Source organism: Streptomyces sp. NPDC006235 (assembly GCF_040613735.1).
Taxonomy (GTDB): Bacteria; Actinomycetota; Actinomycetes; order Streptomycetales; family Streptomycetaceae; genus Streptomyces.
The window spans coordinates 37,222-63,400 of sequence record NZ_JBEXSR010000010.1 but is presented as its reverse complement, the minus strand read 5'-3'; the positions used below and the strand labels follow the sequence as shown (position 1 = coordinate 63,400).

Below are 26,179 nucleotides of genomic sequence, written 5' to 3'. Positions count from 1 at the left end.
GGCGTCCTCGAACCTCCGGCCGGGGCCCCAACTGCGGGAGGGTCCCGGCCGGAACCCGTCTCAGGAACTCGTGAGGACGACGAGCTGCTGGGTCGCCCGGGTCATCGCGACATAGTGGTCGACCGCTCCCTCGATGCCCGTGCCGAAGTCCTGCGGGGCGACGAGGACGACCAGGTCGAACTCCAGTCCCTTCGACAGCTCCGGAGTCAGCGACCGCACGCGGGAGGACGCCGGGCGGAAGGCGGGATCGCCGATGACACAGGCGATCCCGTCGGCATGTGCGGCCAGCCAGGTGTCGAGGACCGAGCTCAGCTCCGAGACCGGCCCGTACGCGACGGGAACGCCGCCGCTGCGGATCGACGTCGGTACGTTGGCGTCCGGCAGCACGGCCCGGATGACCGGCTCGGCCTCCGCCATGATCTCCGCCGGCGTCCGGTAGTTGATGCTCAGCGAGGCCAGGTCGACCCGGTCGAACCCGACCCGCTCCAGCCGTTCCCGCCACGACTCCGTGAAGCCGTGCCGGGCCTGTGCCCGGTCCCCGACGATGGTGAAGCTGCGGGACGGGCAGCGCTGCAGCAGCATCTGCCACTCCGCGTCGGTCAGTTCCTGCGCCTCGTCCACGACGATGTGCACGAACGGTCCGGCGAGCCGGTCCGGGTCGGCGGTGGGCAGGGCGCTCTCGTCCACCAAGGAGTTGCGCATGTCCTGCCCGTGCAGCATGACCAGGACGCCTTCGCCGTCGTCGTAGCTGTGGGCCTGAAGCAGGTCGTCGATGACGTCGGACATGCGCTCGCGCTGGGCGGCGACGGCGGCCTCCCTCCGGCGCGCGCGGCGGGACGCCTCCGGGTCGCCGAGCCGCTGCCGGGCCGCGTCCAGCAGCGGCAGGTCGGACACCGTCCAGGCCTGGGGCTGCGCGCGTTGCAGCGTGCGCACCTCGTCGCGGCTGAGCCAGGGAGCGCACATCCGCAGGTAGGCCGGTACCGACCAGAGGTCGCCGACGAGGTCGGTCGCCTCCAGGATCGGCCAGGCCCGGTTGAAGGCCGTGAGCAGCTCCCGGTCCTGTGCCAGGGACTTGCGCAGCAGGGTCTCGGAGACCTCGCCCTCGTGCTTGTCCACCAGGATGGTGAGCAGCTCATCCCAGACCTGGTCGCGGGCCTCGTTGTGCGGTGTGCCGGGTTCCGCCGCCTCGAACGCCACCGCCCAGTCGGCGGTGCTCAGGTGGATGTCGGACCAGTGGGTCGTGACCGTCATGGCCTCGGTGGGCGGTTCCTCGTAGAACCGGACGGCCTTCTCGATCGCGCGCACCATGTCCGCGGACGACTTCAGCCGGGCCACGTCCGGGTCGGTCTCCTCCCCCGCCGTCGCTCCCTCGTCGACGAGGTCCCGCAGGATGCAGGTCTGCACGCCCTCCTCGCCGAGGCTGGGCAGGACGTCGGACACGTAGGACAGGTAGGGCCGGTGCGGGCCGACGAACAGCACGCCGCCCCGGCGGTGCTGCCCGAGGCGCGGGTCGGAGTAGAGGAGGTAGGCGGAACGGTGCAGGGCGACGACGGTCTTGCCGGTGCCCGGCCCGCCGTCGACGACGAGGGCGCCGCGCGAACCGGCGCGGATGATGGCGTCCTGGTCGGCCTGGATGGTGCCGAGCACGTCCCGCATCCGGGGCGAGCGGTTGGTGCCCAGGCTGGCGATGAAGGCGGACTGGTCGTCGAGCGCGGCGTGCCCGTCGAAGGCGTCGGCGGTGAACACCTCGTCCCAGTAGTCGCTGACCCGGCCGCCGGTCCAGCGGTAGCGTCGACGGCTGGCGAGCCCCATCGGGTTGGCGTGGGTGGCCCCGAAGAACGGCTCGGCCGCGGGGGATCGCCAGTCGACCAGCAGGCGGCGCCCCTCACGGTCCGTCAGGCCGAGCCGTCCCACGTACACGGGCTCGGGGCCGTCGGTGGCGACCATGTGCCCGAGGCACAGGTCGAGTCCGAAGCGGCGCAGTGCGCGCAGGCGGGCGGTCAGCCGGTAGATCTCGGCGTCCCGGTCCATGGCCTGCCGTCCCTTGCCGCCGGGGGCCTTGCGTTCGGCTTCGAGACGCTCGGACAGTTCGGCGATCGATTGCTCCAGGCAGTCGGCGACGGCGGCGAAGTGCCGCTCGTCCCCGGCGATCAGCGCCGGGTCGGCTTTGTGCGAGAGGCGGTCGGGAAGGTCGAACGCGCTCGTGGTCAGGGGGGTCACGTCATGCTCCCGTTTCCGCAGGTCCTGGGCCTAGGCCGGACAGTTTGCGGCAGACGGGGGGCCTTGCCGCAAGACCCCCTGTGTGTTATAGCTTGAGAGTGGCAAGGAGAGGACTCCTTGCCTTTCTTCATTCGGGCCTTGCCCTTCTTGTTCCGGGCCGCCGTTCGTGCGAGGTCACACCGGCCCGGGCGCCGTCATCCAGCGCCACTGGGTGAACTCCTCCAGACTGGCCGTGCCGCCGATGCGGGAGCCGTTGCCGGAGATGCCCATGCCCCCGAAGGGGGCGTTCGCGGCGTCCTTGGCGGAGACGTCGTTGATGTGGACCATGCCGGTGCGCAGTCGCTCGGCGACGGCGGTCGCCCTGGGTACGGATCCCGAGTGCACGGCGGCCGTCAGGCCGTAGGCGGTGTCGTTGGCGATCTCGACGGCTTCTTCCTCGCTGTGGAAGGGAATGACGGGGGCGACGGGACCGAAGATCTCCTCGGTGAACGCGGGCATGGCCCGGTCGACGCGGTCCAGGACGGTGGGTGGGTAGAAGAGTCCGTCGCGGCGGCCGCCCGTGAGTACCCGCGCCCCGCCGGCCACGCTCTCGTCGACGATGTGCTCGATCCTGGTGGCCAGCCGCTCGCTGATGATCGGGCCGAGGCTGACGCCCGCCACGCGAGGGTCGCCGACGCGCAGGGTGCGCGCGTGTCCGACCAGCGCCTCGGTGTACGCCTCGACCAGGTCGGCATGGACCAGGTGGCGGCCGGCGGCGACGCACGCCTGTCCCTGGTATCCGAAGGTGCTCACGGCTCCGGCCAGGGCGGCCGCGTCCACATCGGCGTCCTCGAGCACCACGAGCGAGTTCTTGCCGCCGAGCTCCAGGGCGACCCGCTTCAGCCCCTCGCCCGCCACCCGGGCCACGAGGCGTCCGACTTCGGCGGAGCCGGTGAAGGCGACCATGGCGACATGAGGATCCGCCGCGACCGCCTGCCCGGTCTGCGCGCCGCCGGGCAGGACGTGCAGCACCCCGTCGGGCAGTCCGGCATCCTCGAAGAGCCGCGCGACGAGGACGCCCCCGGACACCGGGGTGAGGGGGTCGGGCTTGAGCAGCACGGTGTTGCCCAGCGCCAGTGCGGGCGCCAGCGCGCGCACGGCGAACAGGAGCGGCGCGTTCCATGGGTTGATGACGCCGATGACGCCGAGGGGCACCCGCCACGCCAGACTCGTTCCGCCCGGGGCCTGCGGGGCCAGGACCTCGCCCCTGGGCAGGGACGCGAGTCCCACGGCGTGCGTCAGCTGGGCGAGGGCGGCGGTGATCTCGTAGTCACCCTTGGCGGGGACGCCGGCCGACTCCCGGACGATCCAGTCGCGGAATGCGGCGCTGTGCTCACGCAGCGCGGAGGCTGCGCGCAGCAGGACGTCGATGCGGTCGGAAGGAGCTGCCGCGGCCCAGTCTCCGGCGGCTCGGGCGGCCCGTGCGCCGGCCCGGGCGACGTCCGCGGAGGAGGCGACGCCGACCTCGGCCAGCACATCTCCCGTGGCCGGTTCGATCACCTGGCGAGTGCCGCCGTCGGACACGCACCAGCCCGCGCTGTAGATCTTCCCGGTCCATTCGGCCGGGTCCGGCCACCTCGTGCCGTTGCCCTCCATGGGTGCCGCCCTCCGTCCGGGATCGGTGCCGCCGTCCTGACATGAGGACCGATACACGCCTGTCTGTCACTCTTGTTGTCTAGTGTCGTAATAGTGAAGGTGCGACGCACCTCCGGCGCAGGCGCTCCTGGGCAGAAAGGCCGCCAGGGCGGGATTGAGGGCAGATGACGTCATGACCGGATCCGCGTCCGCCTCGGACGACGGCCCGGGCGCCGGGTCGCAGGAGCGTTTCGACGGTGCGGCGACGGCCAGGGTCGTCGTCGATGACCTCGGTGTCGTGACCGCGTGGAACGAAGGGGCGCGGCGGCTGCTCGGGTACGGGGCCCCCGAGATGGTCGGCCGGAAGGCGGCCGCGCTTCTCGCGGACGCCGCTCCGGCCGACGTGGTGGACTCGCTGGCCGGCCTGCGCAGGTGGAGCGGGACGGCCACGCTGCTGCACCGGGACGGCCACCACCTCACCGTCGGGCTGCTGGCCCATCACCGGACGGCCGACGGGGGCGACTGGCTGCTGGTGGCACCGGTGGCCCGACCGGCACCGACGCCTGAGGACGATGCGTTCGTGCGGCGCAGTTTCGCCCAGGCTCCCTATGCCATGGCCCTGTACGACACCGGACTGCGGTTGCGATGGGCGAACGCGGACATGGAACGTGTGCTGGGGCTGTCCGAGCAGGAGATGCGCGGCCTGCGGGTCACGGAGATCGTCCTCGACCCGGAGAGCGAACGGGCCGAGCAGGGCATGCGCACCGCGCTGGAGACCGGGTGCCTCCAGGAACTCGGAGCCGCCCTGCACCTCGCCGGCCACGAACGGGAGAGCGTGTGGTCGGTGTCCCTCGTCCCCGTACGGGGCTCCGACGGCCGGCTCGAAGGTGTCCTGCTGTCGGCACACGACGTGACGGAGCAGCACCTCGCACGGCAGCGACTGGTTCTGGTCAACGACGCCAGCGTGCGGATCGGCAGCACCCTGGATCTGCCCCGTACCGCCCAGGAACTCGCCGACGTGGCCGTCCCGCGGTTCGCGGACTTCGTCACGGTCGATCTCCTGCCGGCGATCGAGGGGGGCGAGGATCCGCCGCAGGGTTCTCCGCACGGTCCGGTGATGCTCCGCCGGGTCGCCTGTCAGTCGGTGCTGGAGGGCTGCCCCGAAGCCGTGGTGCCGTTCGGGACCGTGGCGCCCTACCCCGAAGGCTCCACCGCGGCGGAGTGCCTGGCCGCCGGGCGGCCACTCATCGAGCACGTCACGCCCGCCGCCCTGGAGGATCTGGACCGGACGGCCCCGGACCGGGCCGAACGCATGCGGCGGTTCGGGTTCCACTCGGTGCTGGCGGTGCCCATGCGTGCGCGTGGCCTCACGTTGGGCGTGGCCACGTTCTCCCGCCATCGCCGACCCCAGCGCTTCCAGCAGGACGACCTGCTGCTGGGCCAGGAGATCACCGCTCGCGCCGCCGTGTGCATCGACAACGCCCGGCGGTACACCCGCGAACGCGACACCTCCCTCACGTTGCAGAGCAGCCTGCTGCCGCAGCGTCTGCCCGAGCAGGCGGCTCTCGATGTCGCCTCCCGATACCAGCCCGCCAGCACCCGGGCCGGTGTCGGCGGCGACTGGTTCGACGTCATTCCGCTCTCCGGTGCCCGGGTCGCCCTGGTCGTCGGTGACGTCGTGGGCCACGGCATCCAGGCCTCGGCGACCATGGGGCGGCTGCGCACCGCCGTACGCACGCTGGCCGATGTCGACCTTCCCCCCGACGAGTTGCTGACCCACCTCGACGACCTGGTCAACCACGCCGCCGGCGGCGGCGACACCATGGCCCCGCTCGACGGCGACGTCGGCGCTACGTGTCTCTACGCCGTCTACGACCCCGTCTCGCGCCGCTGCACGATCGCCCGCGCGGGCCACCCCGGGCCGGCCCTCGTGGCGCCCGACGGCACGGTCGAGTTCCTCGAGGTCCCGGCAGGCCCTCCCCTCGGCCTGGGCGGCCTGCCCTTCGAGTCGACGGAGCTGGAGCTGGCGGAGGGCAGCCTCCTCGTCCTCTACACGGACGGGCTCGTCGAGGTCCGCGGCCGGGACGTCGACGAGGGGATCGCCGCCATGCGCGAGGTGCTGGAGCGACCGGCTCAGGATCTGGAGGCCGTGTGCGACGCCCTGTTGAGCACCCTGATCGCGGATCGCCCGTCCGACGATGTGGCGCTCCTCGTGGCCCGCACCCGAGCCCTCGACGCCTCGCACGTGGCGACCTGGCCGGTGTCGCCGGACCCCGCCGCCGTCGCGGATGTGCGCAAGACCGCCTGCCGGCAACTGTCGGAGTGGGGCTTGGACGATGCCGTGTTCGTCACGGAGTTGGTGGTCAGCGAGCTGGTCACCAACGCCATCCGGTACGGCCGGCCTCCCATCGAACTCAGACTGATCTACGACCGCACCCTCATCTGCGAAGTGTCCGACGGCAGCAGCACCGCGCCCCATCTGCGCCGGGCCCACACCTTCGACGAAGGAGGACGCGGGTTGCTGCTCGTCGCTCAGCTCACCCAGGGCTGGGGATCCCGTCAGATGACCAACGGCAAGACCATCTGGGCTGAACAGTCGCTTCCCGGCGACTGAAATGCGAGGAGGCCTGGCCTCCCCGCGGCCGGTTCCGTGTGACACGCTCTTCGGCGAGCGGGCGGCCGAGGAACGGCCGTCGGCCGTCACGGCACCGTGGAGAGGCGACGGCATGCGCATAGGACTGCTCGGCACCGGCCCATGGGCGCAGCTGGCCCACGCACCCGCCCTCAGCGGGCACGACGAGCTCGACTTCGCGGGTGTGTGGGGACGCCGCCCCGAGGCGGCGAAGGAGCTGGCGGAGCGGCACGGCGTCCGGGCCTACGACGACGCGGACGCGCTGTTCGCCGACGCGGACGCGGTCGCCGTGGCACTGCCTCCCGAGGTGCAGGCCGGCCTCGCCGCGCGGGCGGCGCGGGCCGGGTGTCATCTGCTGCTCGACAAGCCCCTGGCGGCGACTGTGGAGCAGGGTCGGGCGGTGGTCGAGGCCGTCGCGGAGGCGGGGGTCGCCTCCGTCGTGTTCTTCACGACCCGCTTCCAGCCCGAGCCGGCGGCGTGGATCACCGAACAGGCGGCGGTGCCGGGCTGGTTCACGGGGCGTGCGCAGTGGCTCGGGGCGGTGTTCAGCGGCGAGAGCCCGTTCGCCACGCCGTGGCGGCGGGAGAAGGGCGCCCTGTGGGACGTCGGGCCGCACGCCCTGTCCGTTCTGCTGCCGGTCCTCGGCGACGTACGACGCGTGACGGCGGCGGCGTACGGCCCCGGGGACACGGCCCATGTCGTCCTCGACCACAGCGGCGGTGCGTCCAGCACGCTCACCCTGAGTCTGACGGCGCCGCCCGCCGCGTCCGGTGCCGCCGTGGAACTCTTCGGGGAGGCCGGGGTCGCGGTCCTGCCGGAGAGCTCCGACGGAGCGGTCCCCGCGTTGACGCGGGCCGCGGACGCCCTGCTCGCCGCGGCTCGGACCGGCCGCCCGCACGCGTGCGACGCGGCGTTCGGCCTGCGGGTCACGGAGATCCTGACGGCGGCCGACGACCTGTTGAACGACGGCGCGCGTTAGTCCTGGTGCAGGTTCGGGTTCCTACGCCGGTGCGAAGTTGAGTCGTTCCCTGACCACCGGGAAACCAGCCTTGGTGAAGTTCGCGGCCATGGGGACGTTGCCCTGGTCCGTCGCTGCCGCGATGAACTCGGCGCCGCGCTCGGCCAGGAAGTGGGTGCACTCGGCCAGCAGGTCGTAGGCGTAGCCGCGGCCCCGCTGATCGGGCAGGACCCCGATGAAGCCGATGCACGGGCCCGACGGGTTGCGGGCCGGGATGTGGATGCCGACCGGTTCGCCCTGCCGTGTGGAGGCGACCTGCCACCACGCGCGGGGTGAGGGGCACCAGTGGAAGAAGTCGAGTTCCTCCTGGGCCGCCTGGTCGAGTCCGCCCTGCTCGACGGCTTTCAGCGCGTGGGCGTCCAGCGTGACGGAGTGGATGCGGCGCAGCGCGTCGAAGAACACGGCGTCGTCCGGTTCGGCGCGGAAGACCAGGCGGCCGGGCCGCTCGGGCAGACCGCGGTCGGGCGTCCACCGGTACAGCAGGCGTTCCACCAGAAGGTCGTAGCCGGCCTTCCGTGCGGCGGCGACACGGGTCTCGGCCGCGCTGCGCAGAGCCGGGTCGTCGCGCCAGCCCGCGGGCAGGTTCAGTTCCAGTTCCACCTGCCAGGGAGCGGAGCGCAGGAGGGCAGCGCCCGCTGCCTCCTCGCCTTCCGCCACGTCGAACCAGTTGAGGTTGACGGGCTCGGTGTCGTCGGGGCCGCCCCACCAGGCGCCGCGGGCCACGACCCTGCCGTCGCGCAGGGCCACCCGCTTCCAGTCGGGACGATGCCGGGTCAGCCGGTGGCCCTCACGGGCGCCCAGCGGATCGGGCAGGGTGTCGAAGAGCTCGGCGTCGCTCGCGTCGAGCGCGCGGATGACCACATCGGTCACGGAATTCCCCGTCCATCGCTTTTCCTAGGTGCCTTAAGTGACCCCTAAGAGCCGGTTAAGCGATCAACGATGTCCCCAAGTGGCGGCTTCAGCAAGGGATTTCTGCGGGACGGACGGGTTGGCGAGGGCACGGCCCCTCCGTAGCATCCGTCACACGAATCGACGTGAGAGCGCTCTCAAGACACTCAGGAACACATCACAAGGAGACCCCCCACATGACTCCTCGTCACCGACGCCCGTTCACCCGCCGTACGCTCCTCGCCGGTCTCGGCGGTGCGGTGGTCGCCGCTCCGGCCGTCGCCGCACTGGCTCCCCACGCCCTCGCGGAGACGACCGGGAGCACGACCGGCACGACCGGAAACAAGGCCGCGCCCAAGGCGGCGGCTCCCCTCCCGCTGACACTCGTCAACAACAGCGGGTCCTTCGGCAACGCGAGCGTCCACGTCTACGTCGTCGGCAACGCGGACGGCCGGCAGGTACGTCTGACGCCGGAGGGCACGCTGGCCCCGGTGGCCCTGTCGGACAACGGGCCCGACGGCTTCACCGACTACGCGATCTCCCTGGCCGGCGGCGGCGAGACGCGGCTGTCCCTGCCGTACATGTCGGGCCGGATCTATGTGTCGCTGGGCGCGAAGCTCAAGTTCAAGGTCGTCGCGGACGGGGCGGGCCGGCCGGCGCTCCAGTACCCCGCCGGCTGGGTGGCGTCCGACCCCAACTACGGGGTGCTGCACGACTGTGCCGAGTTCACGTACAACGCGTCGGGGATGTTCTGCAACACCACGATGGTCGACATGTTCAGCGTGCCGCTGAGCATCCGGCTGACCGGCGCGAAGGACCAGACGACGGGCACGCTGCGCGAGGGAGGCCGGGCGGCCGCGTTCGCCGCCGTGCGGGAAGTCCCGGAGTTCGCGCGGCTCGTCGTGGACGACACGCGGATCATCGCCCCCGGGCACGGCCTGGACGCCGGTCTGTTCGACGCGGACTATTTCGCGCCCTACATCGACGAGGTGTGGAGCACGTACACCGGCAAGGACCTCAGGGTGACCACCAACGCCGGTACGTTCACCGGGCGGGTGCGCGGTGAGCGGCTGTCGTTCACCGGGCCCGCCGGGGTCTCCTTCGGCAAGCCGTCCACCCGGGACGTGCTGTTCTGCGACGGTGCCCTCGCCGCGCCCAACGACGGGACGACGGGGCCGGTCGCCGCGATCCTGGGCGCCGGGTTCAACCGCTCGACGCTGGTGAGCTCCGCGGCCCAGCCGACGGCCGACGCCGCGTCCTTCTACCGGGCCGGCCTCACCAACCACTACGCCAAGGCCATGCACGCGGCCACGCAGGACGGCAAGGCGTACGGCTTCGCCTTCGACGACGTGGCCGACTTCGCCTCGTACATCCAGGACACGGCGCCGACGGGCCTGCGGCTGACGCTGACGCCGTTCTAGCGGGGCGGCAGGCCCTTTCGGCGCGGGCCCGGAGTGCGGTGCCGGGTGGGGCGTAGCAGCGTGGTGGTGTGAGTGGTGCGCACGCCCGGCTGCCGCGCCGGGACAGGGGCCGAGGCCGGGACCAAGAACTGGACCGGGACCGGGGCCGCGACCGGGACCTGGACCGGCGGGGCTGGCTGCGGGGCGCGCCGCCGCCGGTCTGGGCGCGGTTGCTGCCGTCCGTACTGCTGGCGGTCGTCTGCGCGGCTGAGCTGATCAGTCCGGGACCGCTCGACATCGGATTCCTGCTGGGTGCGATCCCGCCGCTGGCCGTGCTGGCGCACGGTCCGCTCGTGACGGCGGTGCTCGGCGCGCTGGCGGTGGTCGTGCTGACGGTGCCGGTGTTCCGGCTGAACGACCCCGGCAGCACCGATCTGCTGACCGTGTGCTTCGTCGCGGTGCTGAGCGTGCTGCTGTCGTACGTGCGCAGCAGGCGTGACGCGCAGCTGGTCACCGAGCGGGCCGTCGCCGAGGCCGCGCAGCGAGCCGTGGTGCCGCCGCTGCCGGAACGGGTCGGGCCTGTGCGGTGTGCGGGGCTGTACCGGGCCGCGCAGAGCGGGACGCTGGTCGGGGGCGACTTCTTCGACGTACGCGCGGGCCCCTACGGCGTCCGGGCGGTCATGGGCGATGTGCAGGGGCACGGGTTGTCGGCGGTGGCCACGGTCGCGTCGCTGCTGGGGGCGTTCCGGGAGGCGGTGCTGGACCAGCCGGACCCGGAGGCGGTGGCGGCCCGGCTCGACCGGAGGCTGGTGGTGGACTCCGCGGCCGAGCCGCATGCCGAGCTGTTCGCGACGGCTGTGCTGATGGACTTCTCCGCCGACGCGCGTGTCGTGCGGATCGTGGCGTGCGGGCAGCCCGGGCCGTTGCTGCTGCGGGACGGACAGGTCGTCGAGCTGGACGTCGAGCCGTGCACGCCGCTGGGACTGGGCCTGGCCGAGGCCACTGCGGCGAAGGTCGTCTCGGTGCGGCTGCGGCCCGGGGACCGGCTGTTCCTCGCGTCCGACGGTGTCACCGAGGCCCGGGACGCGGGCGGGGTCTTCTATCCCCTCGCCGAGCGGTTGCCGGGCCTCGCGGACGATGACCCGGCGGCGCTGGCGGAGCGGGTGCTGACCGACCTCGTCCGGCACTGCCCGGATGTGCGGGACGACGTCACGATGCTCGTGCTCGCGCCCCGTCCGCGGGGCGGGCCCTGACGGCGGCGGGGGCTCGGGGGCTCCCGGGCCGGGAGGTTTCGATGCCCGGCGGGCCGGCAGCTCCGGGCCACTGGCTGACCGGGGGCCAGCGGGCCGGCCGGCAGGGCGCGGGCCGGCGAGCGGCGGGGCAGGTGGGCGGGGACCGGCAGGGCAGGGGGCCGGCAGGCTCGGAGGTCGGGAGGGCTGAGGGCCGAAGGAGCCGACAGGCTTGTGAGCCTGGGAGCCGGAGGCCGATGGGCCCGGCGGGACAGGTGGGGTTGGCGGGCACAGGCCGGGAGGCTCAGAGGCCGGCCTGCCACGGAGGGGCGGGGGTCCAGGGACCCAGCAGGCCAAGGGAGCCAGAGGCCGGGAGGCCGGGAGGCCGCCAGCGGGAGCTGCGGGAGACCCGGCAGGCGCGTGAACGGGGCCCGGGAGGCCGGTGGTCCTGCTGGTAACAGTCGGCTTCCTGCGAGCTTGCGGCCGGTTCCCGCAAGCTTCCTGCGCGCTTGCGGCAAGCTGCCTGGCGAGGTGACGGGCGGCGCCCGGCGCGCTTGCCGCAGGGCTCTCAGCAGCCCTGCGGCCGACTGTCCGCCGAGGTGCGCAGGGCTCTCAGCAGGCTCCGCGGCCGGCCGGCCGCGGAGGTTGCGGGGTCGGGGGCCGGGCTCTCCGGATGCACTGTGGGCTCTCGCGTTGAATGGTGGTCCTGGGCCCGTTTTTCAGCACCGGGGCCGCACCAGCGATCCGGACCCTAGGAGCAGAGAACATGTCGACTTCACAGCCCGAAGCGTCCCGGCCGCCCGAGGACCGCACCACCCCGGACCGCCTGCTCCACGCCCGCACCGGCACCGACGTGTCGCCGGAGGACCTCGTCCTCGCCTCGGGCAAGGACCTCACCCCGCGCACCCTGGAATGGGCCAGGCGCAAGCTGGCCGCGGAGGGCCCGGCCGCGCTGGAGAAGCTGCTGCCGTAGTCCCCCGGCCAGAGGTCACGCCCTGGCGTCGTCCTCCGGGAGGGCGCTGTCGTCCTCCACCACGTGGACCGCCGCCTCCTCCGCACCGGCCGCACCCCCGTCGATGCCGATGTCCGTCGCGACGGTCTCCTTCGTCGTGTCCGGGTGGGCGCCCTCGTCCGGGGCGACCAGGCGTCCCGCACGGGCGGTGCCCGCCTCGGGGTCGACCGGCTCGCCGTCGCCGTCGGGGGTGTCGCCCACGCCGTCCCCCACGGGCTCGGCGGACACGTCGGGGACCTCCTGAGAGAGGCGGTCGTCGAGCGTCTCGCCCTCGTGCTGCTCGGCGGCGGTCGTGCCGCGCTTGGTGACGCCGAGCGGCTTCTCCGGCGGGGAGTAGCCCTCGTCGAGGGTGTCGTCGTAGGTCCGTTCGTCGACGGCGTCCTGGAGGTCCAGAGGCGCGGCGTCCTCCTGCTCCTCGTTGCTCCCGGTGGGCTGGTACGCGTCGTCCGCCATCGGCTCGGGGCGCATCGGTTCCGTGCCCATCACTTCTGCCTCCCTGTCGCGCTGCGTCGACTCGTTCGTCTGTCTCATGTGCCCGTTCCGCGTTTCCCGTTACGCGGGCTCTAACCTTCCCGCTCCGGCCGGGCCAGGCCACCCGTCCACTTGTCCTCGATGCGCCCGAGCCTCCACACCAGCAGCGCGACGACCCACGTGGCGACGAACAGCGCCACGACGACGTATCCCAGGACGTTGAGGTCGAGGCCGGAGATCCAGTTCCAGAAGGGGCCGTGCAGGCCGAGCCGCGTCACGAGCAGACCGAGGAGTTCGACGGTCCCGATGAGCAGGGCCACGGCGACGGACAGGCCGGTGATCGTGAGGTTGTAGTAGACCTTGCGGACCGGCTTGGAGAAGGCCCAGCCGTAGGCGATGTTCATGAACGAGCCGTCGATGGTGTCGAGGAGGCACATCCCGGCGGCGAAGAGGACGGGCAGGCACAGGATCGCGTACCAGGGCAGACCGGACGCGGCGCCGGAGCCGGCCAGCACCAGCAGGGCGATCTCGGTGGCGGTGTCGAAGCCGAGGCCGAAGAGGAGGCCCAACGGGTACATCTGCCCGGGCTTGGAGACCGACTTCATGACACGGCCCAGGAGACGGTTCATGAAGCCGCGGTTGTTCAGCTGTTCCTCCAGGGCGGCCTCGTCGTAGTGGCCCGAGCGCATCCGGCGGAAGACCTTCCAGATGCCGGCGAGGATGACGAGGTTGACGGCCGCGATGAGGTAGAGGAACGTCCCGGAGACGGTCGTGCCGATCAGCCCGGTGACGTCGTGCAGCGAGGAGCCGCCGTCGCGGACCGGTCCGGCCAGGGTTTTCACGCCGAGGGTGAGCAGGAAGGCCAGGACGAAGACGACGCTGGAGTGGCCGAGGGAGAACCAGAAGCCGACCGACAGTGGCCGCTGCCCCTCGCCCATCAGCTTGCGGGTGGTGTTGTCGATGGCGGCGATGTGGTCGGCGTCGAAGGCGTGCCGCATGCCGAGCGTGTACGCGGTGACGCCGACGCCGACGCCGAAGGTCTGCGTGCCGATGGCATGGTGCTCGGGGGCGACGATCGCGACGAGGGTGACCCAGCCGATCACGTGCAGGGCGACGATGACGGCGGCCATCCCCCCGACCCTGGTCCACTCCTGCCGCGTCATGGAGGTACGGACGCGGTGCCGGGCCGTGCGCTGGGCCGCAGCCGGGGCGGGGAGGGGTGGAGTGGACTCAGGGGCGGCCGTCATCGGGAGGATGGTCTTTCTGTCGGACGGACGGCTGCGGGGAACAGCCTCGCGCCATCCTCCGGTACCTGCAATCCATGTGCAGTAAAGGCCGCGACAGGTCTTGTCCATGGAACCGAAAACTCCGCGGGACCGAAGGGTCCGTCGAGCCGGGCGCCCCGCGGCCGGGGGCATCACACGGCGGCGTTCGGTCCGTCCGGCCGGCCGCGGCGCTGCTCGACCATCTCGCGGCTGAGCTCCTCCGTCTCCGTCTCCGGCAGCCGCTCGAAGCCGTCCTCGGTGATGACGGACACGACGGGATAGATGCGGCGGGTGAGGTCCGGGCCGCCGGTCGCGGAGTCGTCGTCGGCCGCGTCGTAGAGCGCCTGGAGCGCGGCCAGGGCGGCCTCGCGCCGGGTCATGCCGGGGCGGAACAGCTTCTTCAAGGCGCCCCTGGCGTACGGCGATCCGGATCCCTCGGCGTGGAAGCCGAACTTCTCGTAACGGCCGCCGGCGACGTCGAAGCCGAAGATGCGGCCGCGCCCGCCCTCGGGAGCCGCGGGGTCGTAGCCGGCGAGCAGCGGGACGACGGCGAGGCCCTGCATGGCCTGGCCCAGATTGCCCCGGATCATCGTGGCCAGCCGGGTCGCCTTCGCGGCGAGGGTCATGGGGATGCCCTCGACCTTCTCGAAGTGCGTCAGCTCGACCTGGTAGAGCTTCACCAGGTCGAGGGCGAGCCCGACGGAACCGGCGAAGGCCACGGCGGTGTGGTCGTCGGCGGGGTGCACCTTCTCCAGGTCCCGCTGGGCGATCAGGTTGCCCATCGTCGCCCGCCGGTCGCCCGCGATCAGCACGCCGTCGCCGAAGGTGAGGGCCAGCACGGTCGTGCCGTGCGGGGCGCCCTCGGCGCGGACGCCGTCCGGGAGGACCCGGCGGGTGCCCAGCAGTTCCGGGCGGTGGGCCGCCAGGAACTCGGTGAAGGACGAGGAGCCCGGTGTGAAGAACTCCTCCCCCAGCCGGCCTTCGTGGTCGATCCCCGTCATGGCGTTCCCCCCTCGTCGTGACCCTCGTCTTCCGACTCCTACCTGGACCACGTGGGCGGGAAACGCGAGTTGATGCCTCAGCGGCCGCTGTTCCCCGGCGCCGGCGGTGCGACGCGCACGTCCAGGTCCGAGATCCGGTGGACGGGCCAGGTGCGGGCGTAGCGGGGCGGGGTGCCGCCGGCCGGTGTGATGTGGGCGACCGGCAGGCGGTCCGCGGTGCGCAGGATGTCCGCCACCGTGGTGTTCTCGTTGTGGCCGGAGGTCGCGCCCGAGGAGCAGCCGGTGTAGTACCCGATCGGGATGGCCTCGTGGCCGGTGAGCAGGCAGGGCGGACGGACGCCGAGGCGGTGCAGCTCTTCGGCGGTGCGGTCCCAGTCGCGGCGGCTCTCGGTGTTGCGGGACACGGCGCCTTCCAGGACGGCGATCTGCACCGCCAGATGCCCGGCCAGTCCGAGCGCGACCAGCGTGGCGGCCACCGGCCGCCACTTCCGGCCAGGGGTTCTGACCAGGTGCCACAGGGCGTCGGCGACCGGGATCGCCAGCAGCGCGTAGGCCGGCTGGAGGAAGCGGGGTGCCGCGTAGCCGATCATGAACAGGTACGGCAGTGCGGCCGTGGCGGCGCAGGCCAGGGGGATCAGGGTCCGTCCCAGGCGCCGGGCCCGGGCCGCGACGAGCAGGCCGAGTCCCGCCAGGACGGGCAGGGCGAACCACCAGACGGTGACCACGGGGTTGGGCATCGGCACGGTGCACGGCCTGCACAGGGCCCGCCCGCCCAGGCTGCGCAACTGGTCGTCGACGGCGATCTGCCAGCCCAGCCCGCCCTGGATGCGGGAGGCGTCCGACAGCCGCTGTCCGAGGCCGCCGTGGCCGAGGTAGGCCTCGATCACCCACTCGACGGCGCCGGCCGCGAGGCCCGCCACGAGCGCGAGAAGGAGCCGCCAGTGGCGGCGGACCAGGGTGAGGACGAGCAGCGGCACGGTCACCCAGACCGCGTCGGTGGGCCGCATCCACGCCATGAGGGCGGCGCCCGCCGCGATGCCCCACAGCGCCGCCCGGGCGGAACGGTCCGCCCGGGCCCGCAGGAAGCAGCCCACGGTGATCAGGGCGCCGATCGCGACCCAGTAGTTGGGCATGGCCTGCGGACCGTAGAAGAGGGTCACCCACAGGGAGGCGAAGAGGGCGCCGCCGACGACGAGGACCCGGGTCGGGAACAGGCCCCGCCAGGCGCGCAGGGCCAGGTAGAGGGCGAGGCCGGACAGCAGGGCGAGGTAGACGCGCAGCAGCGGCGTGGACGACGACCAGGACGCGATCGGCGCCACGAGCAGGGAGACGCCCCGGGAGCGCGGCGCACTGAAGAAGGCCGCCGGGGTGTGTGAGGTGACCTGGCTGACGTACACGATCTCGTCCCAGCCGAGGCCGAGGACGGGCCGGACGAGGACGAGTTGCGCGACGGTGAAGACGGCGGCCACCGCGGCGAGCGGTCCGTCGACGCGGCTCCTGCGGCCGGTGGCCGACGCGGCCGTCTGTGTGCGTCTTCGTCTGCGAACAAGAATGGCGTTCGCTCCGTCGGACATCGTCCACCCCTTACCCCTACGCGCGTAGGCCGGCTGCGACCTCCAGGGCCAGCGGGCCGAAGGCGGAGGTTCGATGATCGGAAAACATGGCCAAGCTAACCCGCGGGGTGGAGACCTGCAGACCGGAATTCGGCCAAGTGCATGACGCGATCCGGAGGTCAGCGGGTGTTCGGGGCGCGGTGCGGTGGCTGATGCGGGGCCGGACGCCGGGGCGCGGGGGGAACCGGGCGGGTGACGGGGGCGTCCTCACTCACCGTCACCTCGCTGCCGTGGTGGCGGATCGTCAGGGGCGGGCCCGAGCGCAGGGTGTACGTGGCCTGCCCGGCGGTCAGCTCCACCCGCAGGCACCGGCCGAGGAACCCCACCGAGAAGGCCAGCCGGCTGTACCGCTCGGGCAGGCGCGGCGCGAACCGCAGGCCGCCGTCGGCGCACCGCATACCGCCGAACCCGGCGACCAGCGCCATCCAGGTGCCGGCCAGCGAGGCGATGTGCAGTCCGTCGCGGGTGTTGTGCTCCAGGTCCCCCAGGTCCATCAGCGCGGCCTCGGCCGTGTAGGCGCAGGCCAGGTCCAGGTGGCCGGTCCGGGCGGCCATGACGGCCTGGACGCAGGCCGACAGGGAGGAGTCCCGTACGGTCAGCGGCTCGTAGTAGGCGAAGTTGCGGGCGATCTGCTCCTCGTCGAAGTACTCCTCGAAGAAGCCGCCGCAGGTGTACATCGCCAGCACCAGGTCCGCCTGCTTGATGACCTGCTTGCGGTACAGGTCGAAGTACGGGAAGTGCAGCATCAGCGGGTACTGGTCCGGGCCGGTGCGGTCGAAGTCCCAGCGCTGGTAGCGGGTGAAGCCGGCGTGCTGTTCGTGCACGCCGAGTTCCTGGTTGTAGGGGACGTGCACGGCCTCGGCGGCGTCCCGCCAGGCGGCCCGCTCCTCCTCGTCGGCGCCGAGCCGGGCCGCCTCGTCGGGGTGGCGTTTGCAGGCGTCGGCGGCGGCCAGCAGGTTCGCCCGGGCCATGAGGTTGGTGTACGTGTTGTCGTCGGCGATCGCGCTGTACTCGTCCGGTCCGGTGACGCCGTCGATGTGGAAGACGCCCCGGTCGTCGTGGTGACCGAGGGAGCGCCACAGGCGGGCGGTCTCCACCAGCAGTTCCACACCGACCTCGCGCTCGAACTCCTCGTCGCCGGTGGCCGCCACGTACCGCACGACGGCGTCCGCGATGTCGGCGCCGACGTGGAAGGCGGCGGTGCCGGCCGGCCAGTACGCGGAGCCTTCCGAGCCCTCGATGGTGCGCCAGGGGAACGCGGCTCCGCGCAGGCCGAGCTGGGCCGCGCGCTCCCGGGCGGCGGGCAGGGTGTCCAGGCGCCAGCGCAGGGCCTCGGCGGCCGCGGCCGGCGCGGTGTAGGTCAGCACCGGCAGCACGAACGCCTCGGTGTCCCAGAAGGCGTGGCCGTCGTAGCCGGAGCCGGTGAGTCCCTTGGCGGGGATCGCGCGCTGTTCGGCGCGGGCGCCGGCCTGCAGGACGTGGAAGAGGGCGAAGCGGACGGCCTGCTGGATCTCCTCGTCGCCGTCGACCTCGACGTCGGCGCGCGCCCAGAAGTGGTCGAGGTAGGCCCGCTGGTCCTTCAGGAGTCCCCACCAGCCGCTCTGCGCGGCCGCCGCGAGGGCCGCCTCGACCTGGTCGCTCATCGCGGGCCGGGAGCGCGCGCTGGACCAGCCGTGCGCGACGAGCTTCTCCACCCGCAGCCGCTCCCCCGGTTCCAGGACGGAGGTGATGGTCAGTCGGGCCACGTCCACGTTGCTCTCGCTGCTGGTGGTGGTCCGTTCCGGGCCGGTGACGAGGTGGTCGGCGGCCACGGCCACGCGCAGGCCGCTGCGCCGGGTGCGGTGGACCAGGCGCAGCCTGCTGCCCGAGGCGAGGTCCTCCTCCGGTTCCAGCGGCGACTTCAGCGCCCGTGCGGTGCGCGGGTCGCCGTCCGGCTCGGGCAGGCTCTCGTTGGCGACGAGTTCCGACTGGACGACCACGCGGGTACGGCTGTCGACGGGCTCCACCTCGTAGGCCACGGCGGCGATCGCCCGCTGGGTCAGGGACACCAGCCGCGTGGAGCGCACCCGGACCGTCGAGCCGGCCGGGGAGGTCCACTCGCAGACGCGTTCCAGCACGCCGCGCCGCAGGTCCAGGGTCCGCTCGTGGGCGACGAGGCGGCCGTAGCGCAGGTCGAACGGCTCGTCGTCGACCAGCAGGCGCAGCACCTTGCCGTTCGTGACGTCGATGGACGTCTGGCCGGACTCGGGATAGCCGTAGCCGGCCTCGGCGTACGGCAGCGGGTGCAGTTCGTGGACGCCGTTGAGGTAGGAGCCGGGCAGGCCGTGCGGTTCGCCCTCGTCGAGGTTGCCGCGCCAGCCGACGTGGCCGTTGGACAGGGCGAACACGGACTCGCTCTGGGCCAGCAGGTCGAGGTTGAGCTCCGTCTCGCGCACCGCCCAGGGTTCGACGGTGTACGCCCGCTGTGTGATCACTGCGTGCCCCCGAGTTCGGCGAGGTCCTTCACCACGACGTCGGCGCCGTGTGCGTACAGCGCGTCTGTCTGTCCGACGCGGTCGACGCCGACGACGTATCCGAACCGGCCCGCGCGGCCCGCGTCCATGCCGGCCAGGGCGTCCTCGAAGACGGCTGCTCCGGCCGGTTCGATGCCGAGGTCCTCGGCGGCGGCCAGGAACGTGTCGGGGTGCGGTTTGCCGGGCAGCTCGCGCTCGGCGGCCACCACGCCGTCGATGCGGACGTCGAAGAAGTGCTCGGCGCCGATCGAGCGCAGCACGTCACGGCAGTTGGCGCTGGAGGAGACGATCGCGGTGCTCAGCCCGTGGGCGCGGACCGCCTCCAGGTAGCGCAGGGTGCCGTCGTAGGCCTCGACGCCTTCGGTGCGGATCTTCTCCAGGACCAGCTCGTTCTTGCGGTTGCCGAGCCCGTGCACGGTCTGCGCGCCGGGTGGGTCGTCCGGGTCGCCGTCGGGCAGGTCGATGCCGCGGGAGGCGAGGAAGGTGCGCACGCCGTCGGCGCGTGGCCGGCCGTCGACGTACTCGTCGTAGTCGGACGCGTCGAACGGCCGGAAGTCCGCGCCGTCGCGCTCGCGCAGGAACGCGTCGAACATCTCCTTCCAGGCGGCCGCGTGCACGACGGCCGTCTTGGTGACGACACCGTCGAGGTCGAAGAGGCAGGCGTGGATGTCTTCGGGAAGACCGAGCTGCGTCATACAGGTCCGGTTCCCCGGCCGGCGATGTCCAGTGAGTGGCGCACGCCACACTCCGAGGGATGACAGACTCTGCTGTGTGCCGCTGACCTTCGACGACCTCGTCCGCCGCGCCCGGGTCCTGCCCCGGGAAGGCCGGCGCGCGATCCTCGGTATCGCCGGCAGCCCCGGCGCGGGCAAGTCGACGCTCGCGGAGCGGCTGGTGCGGGAACTGAACGGATCCGGCGACCCGTGGGTGGCGCACGTCCCCATGGACGGCTTCCATCTCGCCGACGCCGAACTGGAACGACTCGGCCGCCGCGACCGCAAGGGCGCGCCGGACACCTTCGACGCGGCGGGGTACGCGGCGCTGTTGCGGCGGCTGCGGGTGGAGACGGACGACGTGGTGTACGCGCCCGACTTCGAACGCGTCCTGGAGCAGCCGGTCGCGGGGGCGATCCCGGTGCCCCCGGCGGCCCGGCTCGTCGTGACCGAGGGCAACTACCTCCTGCTGGAGACCGGCGCCTGGGCCCGGGTCCGCCCCGAGCTCGACGACGTGTGGTTCTGCGAACTTCCCGAGCCGGAGCGGCTGCGGCGGCTGATCGCCCGGCACGAGGAGTTCGGCAAGGGGCACGAGGAGGCCGTGGCGTGGGTGCTGCGCTCGGACCAGCGCAACGCCGAACTGGTCGCGACGACCCGGGAGCGGGCCGACCTGGTGGTGCCGGAGTCGGCACTGCCGCGCGTGCGGGCATGAATTCAACGGCCGCCCGGCGATGAGGCATGATCGGTCGCATGATCAGGTCCGCCACCGTGAACGACGTCCCCGAGATCCGGTCCATGATCCGCGAACTCGCCGCGTACGAACGGGCCGCCGAGCAGGCCCGGGCCACCGACGAGCAACTGCGTGAGGCGCTGTTCGGTGAGCACCCGGCCGCCCACGCGCTGATCGCCGAGGACGACGGCACGGGTGAGACCGTGGGCTACGCCCTGTGGTTCCCGCGCTTCTCTACCTGGACGGGCACGCGCGGCATGCACCTGGAAGACCTCTACGTACGGCTGGGGGCGCGCGGCGCGGGACACGGGAAGGCCCTCCTCGCCGCCCTCGCCGCGACCTGCCGGCGGGGCGGCTACGACCGCTTCGAGTGGTGGGTCCTGGCCTGGAACACACCGGCGATCGACTTCTACACGTCGCTCGGGGTGGAACTCCTGGAGGAGTGGAAGGTGTGCCGGCTCAGCGGTGAGCCCCTCAGCGAACTCGCCGCTCAGGCACCGGACGTCGCGCACCTCGCCCCCGGCGCGTAGGGGGCCCGCCTCGTCCGCCCGGTGACCTTCCGAAGGAACCGCTCTCAGGCGTCCGTTCCACGGGACAGCGTCAGCTCCGGTTCGGCGTTCGCGTCGCCCGCCGCCTCGCCGACCACCGCCGTGAACGCCTCGGTGCGGACCACGAGGGCCGTGCCCGCGCGCTCGAACGCCGGTGTGAACTCATCGTCGCCCGGGCCGTAGCGGACCGCGAAGACGTGCAGGTCCTCGGGGGCGCCGGGGGCCGGTCCGGCCTCCAGGGCGGTCGAGGCGACCAGGTGGCGCCAGCCCTCGTCGGGGTTGCCGTAGCCGCGCGGGTCGAGGGCCAGGGCGAAGGCGGCCTGCTCCTGGGTGGTGTCCGCGCGGGCGTCGAAGTGGTGCGGGTCGTCCGGGCCCGGGTGAGTCAGCCGCAGTGTGCCCGCCGACGTCACCCGGGGCTCGGCGGTCCTGCGCACCCGGTCGCCGTCGTCGGCGGCGTACGGCAGGCCGGCGAGCAGGTACGGCGTGCCCGGGAGCCGTTCCACCGCGACCGTGGTCCACAGGCTCGTGCCGTCCGTGACGTACAGGGACCGCACGTGCCGCAGGACGTGGTCGCGGCCGACGACCGGCTTGGTGACCAGCTTCGCCGCCAGTCCGCCGCCGCTCACGTCCCGGACGCGGACCTCGCCCATCGGGCGGCACAGCAGGAAGCCGTCCGCCACCGGCCCGAAGCCGTGCTGGCGATTCACCACGGCCGGCAGGTAGTACGTGCCGGCCGCCTCGACCAGCGACGGGGTCATGCGGTCGTCGAAGGCCACCGACACCGTGCCCGCGCGCAGTTGGTGCCGGACCGGAGCCGGCGACGCGGCGCGGTGCCAGCGGGTGGTGTCCTGGATCTGCCAGACCAGCATCCACGCGAAGTGGCCGTCGACGCCGCCGTCCGCCTTGCGGGCGTGCCGCGCCCAGCGGCTGTCGCCCCGGTAGCGGCCCAGGTCGGCGCCGATGCGGGCGCTGAAGTAACGCAGGCCCAGCACCGACTCGAAGGCGGAGTGCTGCTCGCTGTAGCGCGGGCCGCCGTTGTCGAAGCCGCCGTTCGTGAGGCGGGCGTCGATGTAGCGGGCGAGTGCGTCGCCGTCCTCGGCGAAGACCTCCTCGCCGCTGACCCGGTGGGCCTGGGCGAGGAAGGACAGGGAGATCGGTCCGTAGTTGTTGTCGTAGGCGCCGCCGTGCTCGGGCGGCAGGAGCGCACCGCGGTCGCGGACGCGGTGGGCGCGGATCTCGTCCTCGTACAGCCGCAGGGCTTCCCGGCGCACCGGGTCGCCCTCGGCGGGCGGCAGGTGCCGGGCCAGCATCAGGCCGCCGACGATGCAGCCGATCGCCTGGTTGCCGGCCTCCTGCGGGTTGAAGAAGGTCGCCTCCGTGAGCCAGCGCCAGTAGCCGTGCGCCACTTCGAGGAGCCGGGCGCGCTGTGCGTCGTCGACGAGGCCCTCCGCCGCGTCCAGGACGTTGACGGCCTGGAGCAGCGCCCACACGGTGCTCGGCCAGTCACCGATGGGGTGGGCTCCCGCCGCCAGGGTGTAACGGGCGTACGGCAGGCCCGAGTCGCGCACCCGGAGGTTGGGGTAGCCCGGGTTGTCCTCGGTGTAGACCCGCTCGTCCAGGTGGAAGGCGAGGCTGCGGCGTACCGCCTCCGGCAGGCGGGGGTCCTTCGTGCGCTGCCAGGCGAGGGCCAGCAGCGAGGTGACGCCGAGGGACGTGTCGCCGATGTCGTCGACACAGTCCGGGTGTTCGAGGTTGCCCTCCGGCGTCATGCGGGCCAGGGCCTGCTCGGTGACGTCGGCGAGGACGGCGTCGTACGCCTCCGGGGTGTCGGGGAGGTCGTGCAACGGGCCGCGCTGGTGAGGGAGGTACACGGGTTGGTCAGTCCTTCAGTCCGGCGTTGATGTCGGCGTTCATGACGTAACGCTGGAACACCAGGAAGACGACGATCAAGGGGATCATGGAGATGACCGATCCGCCGAGCACCACCGACCAGTTGATGTTCTGCGCGCCGACGAGGCTCTGGATGCCGATCTGCACGGTGAACTTGCTGGGGTCGTTGAGCATCAGCAGCGGCCAGATGTAGTCGTTCCACCGCCACTGGAAGGACAGGATGGCGAGGGTCAGCATGATGGGCCGGGAGATCGGCACCATGATCCGCAGGAAGATCGACAGCTCACGCGCCCCGTCGATGCGGGCGGCCTCGATGAGCTCGTCGGGGACCGTCAGGAAGAACTGGCGGAACATGAAGCACCCGGTCGCGGTGAGCACGGCCGGGAGGATGATGCCGGCGAGCGAGTTGTAGAGGCCGAGGTCGCGGACCACCAGGAACTGCGGGGCGAGCATGACCTCGGACGGCAGCATCGTGGTGGCCAGGATGCCGACGAAGAAGACCTTGAGCCACTTGTTGTCGTACTTGGCCAGCGCGTAGCCGGTGCAGCAGCTGACTCCCACCGTGAGGATCGTTGAGATCACACACACGATGGCCGTGTTGATGAAGTACTGGGAGAAGTTGGCGCCGTCCCACGCTGCCTTGTAGCCCGACAGGGTGGGGTCGTCCGGAAACAGTGTCAGGGAGGAGAACAAGTCTCCCGCCGGTTTGAAGGAGCTGAGGACGAACCACAGCACCGGAAACCCGTAGATGACCGCCAGGACCCACAGCAGTGTCGTCGCGGGCACCGCGCGCCGAAGCCCACCGCTCGCCGCGCCGCGCGCCCGCTTCTTGGGAACCGCCCGTCCGGGCCCGGCGTCGGCCTTGCGTGGCATGTCTGTGGTTGTCATCGGTTCTCCACCCGCCGGTTGACGACCAGCTGGATGATCGCGACGGCCATCAGGATGAGCATGAGCACGAACGACGCGGCACTCGCGTAGCCGATCTGGCCCGATTTGAAGCCGGTCTGGTAGATGTACTGGACAAGCAGGTTGTTCGACGTCCCGGGTCCGCCGTTGTTGAGGGAGGCGAACAGCGGATATTCCTTCATCGCGTGGATCGTGTTGAGCAGGATGACGATGAAGGACGTGGGCGCGATGCTCGGCAGTGTGATGCTGACGAACTGGCGCCACGGACCGGCGCCGTCGAGCGATGCCGCCTCGTAGTACGACACCGGCACGTTCTTGATCGCCGCGATGAACAGCAGCATCGAGAAGCCCGTCCAGGCCCAGGATGCCGCGACGACCACCACCAGCAGCGACAGGTCCGCGTTCGACTGCCACGGAACGGCACTTCCGCCGACCTTCTCGATGAGGTAGTTGACCAGTCCGAAGTTCTCACCGAACAGCCACCGCCACAGGACACCCACGACGATGGGCGACAGCAGCCACGGGATGAAGAAGAAGACGCGGGCGACCGACACGCCCTTGGCGTGCTTGCTCACCAGCACGTTGGCGATGAGCAGCGAGAACACGAAGTTCAGCGGAACGAAGAGGACGGTGTACAGCAGCGTCCGGGTCAGCGCGTCGAAGAAGATGGAGTCCTCGAACAGGCGCTGGTAGTTGTCCAGTCCGATGAACTGGAACGCCCCCACGCCGGTGTAGTTCGTGAAGGAGTAGACGAGCCCGATCACGGCCGGCCAGAGGAAGAACAGCGCGAAGAGCACGACGTTGGCCGCGATGAGGACGAGCGGCGCAAGGGTGTACTTACTGCGTCTCCTGGGCGGGCTCGCGGACACGTCCGGGGCGCGTTTGGTCATCTTCCTGACTCCGTGCTGGTGGAATGGGTTCCTGTGGGCTCAGGCCATGAGCCCGGCGTCGCGTGGGTCCCCGGGCCGGGCGGCGGTGTCTCGACCCGCCGCCCGGGCCCGCCGGCCTGCGCTCAGCCGCCGACCTGCTGGTTGTAGCCGGCCACGATGTTGTCCAGCGCCTTGTCGGCCGACTGCTGGCCGTTGATCGCCTTGCCGAGCTCCGTCTTGGTCGGGTCCTCGGTGAGGCTCTTGCCCTTCAGCACCCAGTTCGTCTGCGCGGTGTTGAAGTAGCCGGAGATCGGGGCGTACAGCGGGATCGACTCGTTGTACAGCTTGAACGCCGCCTGCGCCGCCTCGGACTTGAAGGGGTACTTCGGGCTCAGACCGGTCTCGACGGGCAGGAACCCGGACGCCTCGCACAGCGCCTGGTAGTGAGCCGGCTCGTACAGCCAGGACATGAACTTCTCCGTGGCGGTGGCCGCGGCTCCGTTGTTGTTGAACCCGACCATCATGCCGCCGCTGTTGACGTCGCTGGCCTGCACCGGCTCGGCGGGAGTCGGGACGCTCGCCCACTCGAACTTCTTGATGCTCTCCGCGAAGGCGGGCACCTGCCACACGCCGGACCAGTAGGCGACCACGTCACCGCTCTGGAACATGGCCGACGGGTCGGCTCCGCTGGTCCACACCGACTTCGGCATGGTCTTGTCGTCGTTCATCGCGACGAAGCGCTTCACGGCCTTCCTGGTCGCGGCGTCCACCGAGAACTTTCCGGAGGAATCCGCGTGGACGTACTTCCCACCGAGCTCGTACACCATGGCACGGAGCCGGGACGGCGACTGGTCGAAGGTGAGGGAGTACTTGGCGCCCGTCTTCTCCCGGACCTGGTCCGCCGCCTTGAGGAATTCGGTCCAGGTCCAGGTCTTCTCGGGCGAGGCCGGGAAGGAGACGCCTGCCTTCTTGAACAGCGACTTGTTGATGAACAGACCGGACGCGGTGATGTCCGAGGGGATGGACAGCACCTTCCCGGACGAGTCCTTGGCGACGAAGTTCTTGTTGATCTTGTTGTTCTTGTTGTCGGCGATGGGGCCGAGGTCGATCAGCTTGTTCGCCCAGATCGGGTCGAGCTTCGGCACGGCCGCCACGTCGGGCAGGGAGTTCGCCTGCGCGGCGTTGCGCAGCTTCGCGTCGTAGCCGTCGTAGGGGATGTTGACGAGGTTGACCTTGACGCCGGTTTCCTTCTTGTACTGCGTCACCATCTTCTTCCAGCCCGCGTCCTGCCCCGGAACCGTGGAGATCCAGAACGTCAGCGACTTGGAGGTCCCGCCCGAGCCGGATTCTCCCGACCCGCAGGCGGAGAGCAGCAGGGCACCTGCCGTGGCCACGGCAGCCAGGGGAACCACGCGGCGTATGCCGCCGCGGCCGAGTCGGCGGGAGCGCCGCACACCCACAGTGATCATCTTCGATCCCTTTTCTCGTAGCGGAAGAAGCACGGCGCCAGCCGAGGCGGCACAGGTGCAGTTTGCAGGAGGTTTTCGCTTCCCGGGGGCGCGGCCTCGCCCGGCCGCGTCGCCTTCACGGGTGGTCCCCGGCCATGACGGCCGTCGTCGCACAAGCTCGCCCTCGTGCGGCTGCCGT

General features: G+C 71.7%; 20 protein-coding genes. 7 read left to right on the top strand and 13 right to left on the bottom strand.

What is annotated here, in order from left to right; all coding sequences use genetic code 11:
* Positions 1 to 60: 60 nt before the first annotated feature.
* Both helR and ABZ192_RS14875 read right to left on the bottom strand, forming a co-directional pair.
* Entirely contained in the window at positions 61 to 2,220 is a 2,160-nt protein-coding gene (helR, locus tag ABZ192_RS14880; protein ID WP_356924905.1) for an RNA polymerase recycling motor ATPase HelR, read from the bottom strand.
* Positions 2,221 to 2,394: 174 nt separating this feature from the next.
* The gene (locus ABZ192_RS14875; protein ID WP_356924904.1) at positions 2,395 to 3,855 is read right to left on the bottom strand and encodes an aldehyde dehydrogenase family protein; all 1,461 of its coding nucleotides are present in this window, start codon (positions 3,853 to 3,855) and stop codon (positions 2,395 to 2,397) included.
* Between the two features lie 172 nt (positions 3,856 to 4,027).
* Between ABZ192_RS14875 and ABZ192_RS14870 the strand changes: the two genes are divergently transcribed.
* Complete coding sequence (locus ABZ192_RS14870; RefSeq protein WP_356924903.1) at positions 4,028 to 6,448, top strand: SpoIIE family protein phosphatase; 2,421 nt, start codon at positions 4,028 to 4,030, stop codon at positions 6,446 to 6,448.
* Positions 6,449 to 6,560: 112 nt separating this feature from the next.
* Positions 6,561 to 7,445, top strand: a complete 885-nt coding sequence (locus ABZ192_RS14865; RefSeq protein WP_356924902.1) for a Gfo/Idh/MocA family oxidoreductase — start codon at positions 6,561 to 6,563, stop codon at positions 7,443 to 7,445.
* 21 nt (positions 7,446 to 7,466) lie between these two features.
* On the opposite strand, the gene ABZ192_RS14860 is transcribed toward ABZ192_RS14865, so the two are convergent.
* Positions 7,467 to 8,354 (bottom strand): GNAT family N-acetyltransferase, encoded by an 888-nt coding sequence (locus tag ABZ192_RS14860; protein ID WP_356924901.1) that lies wholly within the window; start codon positions 8,352 to 8,354, stop codon positions 7,467 to 7,469.
* 215 nt (positions 8,355 to 8,569) lie between these two features.
* Here ABZ192_RS14860 and ABZ192_RS14855 point away from each other — a divergent pair, with 215 nt between their 5' ends.
* From ABZ192_RS14855 to ABZ192_RS14845, 3 genes are all read left to right on the top strand, one after another.
* Complete coding sequence (locus ABZ192_RS14855) at positions 8,570 to 9,793, top strand: beta-1,3-glucanase family protein (RefSeq protein ID WP_356924900.1); 1,224 nt, start codon at positions 8,570 to 8,572, stop codon at positions 9,791 to 9,793.
* 128 nt (positions 9,794 to 9,921) lie between these two features.
* Positions 9,922 to 11,025 carry a PP2C family protein-serine/threonine phosphatase gene (locus ABZ192_RS14850; protein WP_356925037.1) on the top strand — a complete coding sequence of 368 codons (1,104 nt, stop codon included), beginning with the start codon at positions 9,922 to 9,924 and terminating at the stop codon, positions 11,023 to 11,025.
* 742 nt (positions 11,026 to 11,767) lie between these two features.
* The gene (locus tag ABZ192_RS14845; RefSeq protein WP_356924899.1) at positions 11,768 to 11,974 is read left to right on the top strand and encodes a hypothetical protein; all 207 of its coding nucleotides are present in this window, start codon (positions 11,768 to 11,770) and stop codon (positions 11,972 to 11,974) included.
* Between the two features lie 15 nt (positions 11,975 to 11,989).
* Here ABZ192_RS14845 and ABZ192_RS14840 read toward each other — a convergent pair whose 3' ends face one another.
* The 6 genes from ABZ192_RS14840 to ABZ192_RS14815 all read right to left on the bottom strand — a co-directional run bounded on the left by ABZ192_RS14840 (position 11,990) and on the right by ABZ192_RS14815 (position 19,571).
* A complete protein-coding gene (locus ABZ192_RS14840) occupies positions 11,990 to 12,481 on the bottom strand; it encodes a DUF5709 domain-containing protein (protein WP_356925036.1) in 492 nt (163 codons plus the stop codon).
* Between the two features lie 95 nt (positions 12,482 to 12,576).
* Positions 12,577 to 13,731, bottom strand: coding sequence for a HoxN/HupN/NixA family nickel/cobalt transporter (locus tag ABZ192_RS14835; protein WP_356924898.1), 1,155 nt, complete (start codon positions 13,729 to 13,731; stop codon positions 12,577 to 12,579).
* A gap of 170 nt (positions 13,732 to 13,901) precedes the next feature.
* Positions 13,902 to 14,750 carry a proteasome subunit beta gene (gene prcB / locus ABZ192_RS14830; RefSeq protein WP_356924897.1) on the bottom strand — a complete coding sequence of 283 codons (849 nt, stop codon included), beginning with the start codon at positions 14,748 to 14,750 and terminating at the stop codon, positions 13,902 to 13,904.
* Between the two features lie 77 nt (positions 14,751 to 14,827).
* On the bottom strand, positions 14,828 to 16,324 hold the full coding sequence (locus ABZ192_RS14825; RefSeq protein ID WP_356924896.1) for a hypothetical protein: 1,497 nt from the start codon (positions 16,322 to 16,324) through the stop codon (positions 14,828 to 14,830).
* Positions 16,325 to 16,482: 158 nt separating this feature from the next.
* On the bottom strand, positions 16,483 to 18,837 hold the full coding sequence (locus tag ABZ192_RS14820) for a glycosyl hydrolase family 65 protein (protein ID WP_356924895.1): 2,355 nt from the start codon (positions 18,835 to 18,837) through the stop codon (positions 16,483 to 16,485).
* The gene (locus ABZ192_RS14815; RefSeq protein WP_356924894.1) at positions 18,834 to 19,571 is read right to left on the bottom strand and encodes a beta-phosphoglucomutase family hydrolase; all 738 of its coding nucleotides are present in this window, start codon (positions 19,569 to 19,571) and stop codon (positions 18,834 to 18,836) included. Before ABZ192_RS14815 ends, ABZ192_RS14820 begins: the two co-directional genes overlap by 4 nt.
* A gap of 76 nt (positions 19,572 to 19,647) precedes the next feature.
* Between ABZ192_RS14815 and ABZ192_RS14810 the strand changes: the two genes are divergently transcribed.
* Positions 19,648 to 20,301 (top strand): nucleoside/nucleotide kinase family protein, encoded by a 654-nt coding sequence (locus ABZ192_RS14810; RefSeq protein ID WP_356924893.1) that lies wholly within the window; start codon positions 19,648 to 19,650, stop codon positions 20,299 to 20,301.
* 38 nt (positions 20,302 to 20,339) lie between these two features.
* Entirely contained in the window at positions 20,340 to 20,849 is a 510-nt protein-coding gene (locus tag ABZ192_RS14805) for a GNAT family N-acetyltransferase (RefSeq protein ID WP_356924892.1), read from the top strand.
* A 44-nt stretch (positions 20,850 to 20,893) separates the two neighbouring features.
* Here the strand turns inward: ABZ192_RS14805 and ABZ192_RS14800 are convergent, their stop codons facing one another.
* The 4 genes from ABZ192_RS14800 to ABZ192_RS14785 form a co-directional block, all read right to left on the bottom strand.
* Positions 20,894 to 22,738 carry a hypothetical protein gene (locus ABZ192_RS14800; protein ID WP_356924891.1) on the bottom strand — a complete coding sequence of 615 codons (1,845 nt, stop codon included), beginning with the start codon at positions 22,736 to 22,738 and terminating at the stop codon, positions 20,894 to 20,896.
* 7 nt (positions 22,739 to 22,745) lie between these two features.
* Positions 22,746 to 23,645, bottom strand: coding sequence for a carbohydrate ABC transporter permease (locus ABZ192_RS14795; RefSeq protein WP_356924890.1), 900 nt, complete (start codon positions 23,643 to 23,645; stop codon positions 22,746 to 22,748).
* Positions 23,642 to 24,553, bottom strand: a complete 912-nt coding sequence (locus tag ABZ192_RS14790) for a sugar ABC transporter permease (RefSeq protein WP_356924889.1) — start codon at positions 24,551 to 24,553, stop codon at positions 23,642 to 23,644. The genes ABZ192_RS14795 and ABZ192_RS14790 overlap by 4 nt, the downstream gene beginning before the upstream one ends.
* A 122-nt stretch (positions 24,554 to 24,675) precedes the next feature.
* On the bottom strand, positions 24,676 to 26,001 hold the full coding sequence (locus tag ABZ192_RS14785) for an extracellular solute-binding protein (protein WP_356924888.1): 1,326 nt from the start codon (positions 25,999 to 26,001) through the stop codon (positions 24,676 to 24,678).
* Positions 26,002 to 26,179: the final 178 nt, after the last annotated feature.

Coding starts and splice junctions, on each gene's coding strand:
- ABZ192_RS14875 (WP_356924904.1), bottom strand. CDS start 3,855: ATGGAGGGCAACGGCACGAGGTGGCCGGACCCGGCCGAATGGACCGGG.
- ABZ192_RS14870 (WP_356924903.1), top strand. CDS start 4,028: ATGACCGGATCCGCGTCCGCCTCGGACGACGGCCCGGGCGCCGGGTCG.
- ABZ192_RS14865 (WP_356924902.1), top strand. CDS start 6,561: ATGCGCATAGGACTGCTCGGCACCGGCCCATGGGCGCAGCTGGCCCAC.
- ABZ192_RS14855 (WP_356924900.1), top strand. CDS start 8,570: ATGACTCCTCGTCACCGACGCCCGTTCACCCGCCGTACGCTCCTCGCC.
- ABZ192_RS14845 (WP_356924899.1), top strand. CDS start 11,768: ATGTCGACTTCACAGCCCGAAGCGTCCCGGCCGCCCGAGGACCGCACC.
- ABZ192_RS14840 (WP_356925036.1), bottom strand. CDS start 12,481: ATGCGCCCCGAGCCGATGGCGGACGACGCGTACCAGCCCACCGGGAGC.
- ABZ192_RS14835 (WP_356924898.1), bottom strand. CDS start 13,731: ATGACGGCCGCCCCTGAGTCCACTCCACCCCTCCCCGCCCCGGCTGCG.
- prcB (WP_356924897.1), bottom strand. CDS start 14,750: ATGACGGGGATCGACCACGAAGGCCGGCTGGGGGAGGAGTTCTTCACA.
- ABZ192_RS14825 (WP_356924896.1), bottom strand. CDS start 16,324: ATGTCCGACGGAGCGAACGCCATTCTTGTTCGCAGACGAAGACGCACA.
- ABZ192_RS14815 (WP_356924894.1), bottom strand. CDS start 19,571: ATGACGCAGCTCGGTCTTCCCGAAGACATCCACGCCTGCCTCTTCGAC.
- ABZ192_RS14805 (WP_356924892.1), top strand. CDS start 20,340: ATGATCAGGTCCGCCACCGTGAACGACGTCCCCGAGATCCGGTCCATG.
- ABZ192_RS14795 (WP_356924890.1), bottom strand. CDS start 23,645: ATGACAACCACAGACATGCCACGCAAGGCCGACGCCGGGCCCGGACGG.
- ABZ192_RS14790 (WP_356924889.1), bottom strand. CDS start 24,553: ATGACCAAACGCGCCCCGGACGTGTCCGCGAGCCCGCCCAGGAGACGC.
- ABZ192_RS14785 (WP_356924888.1), bottom strand. CDS start 26,001: ATGATCACTGTGGGTGTGCGGCGCTCCCGCCGACTCGGCCGCGGCGGC.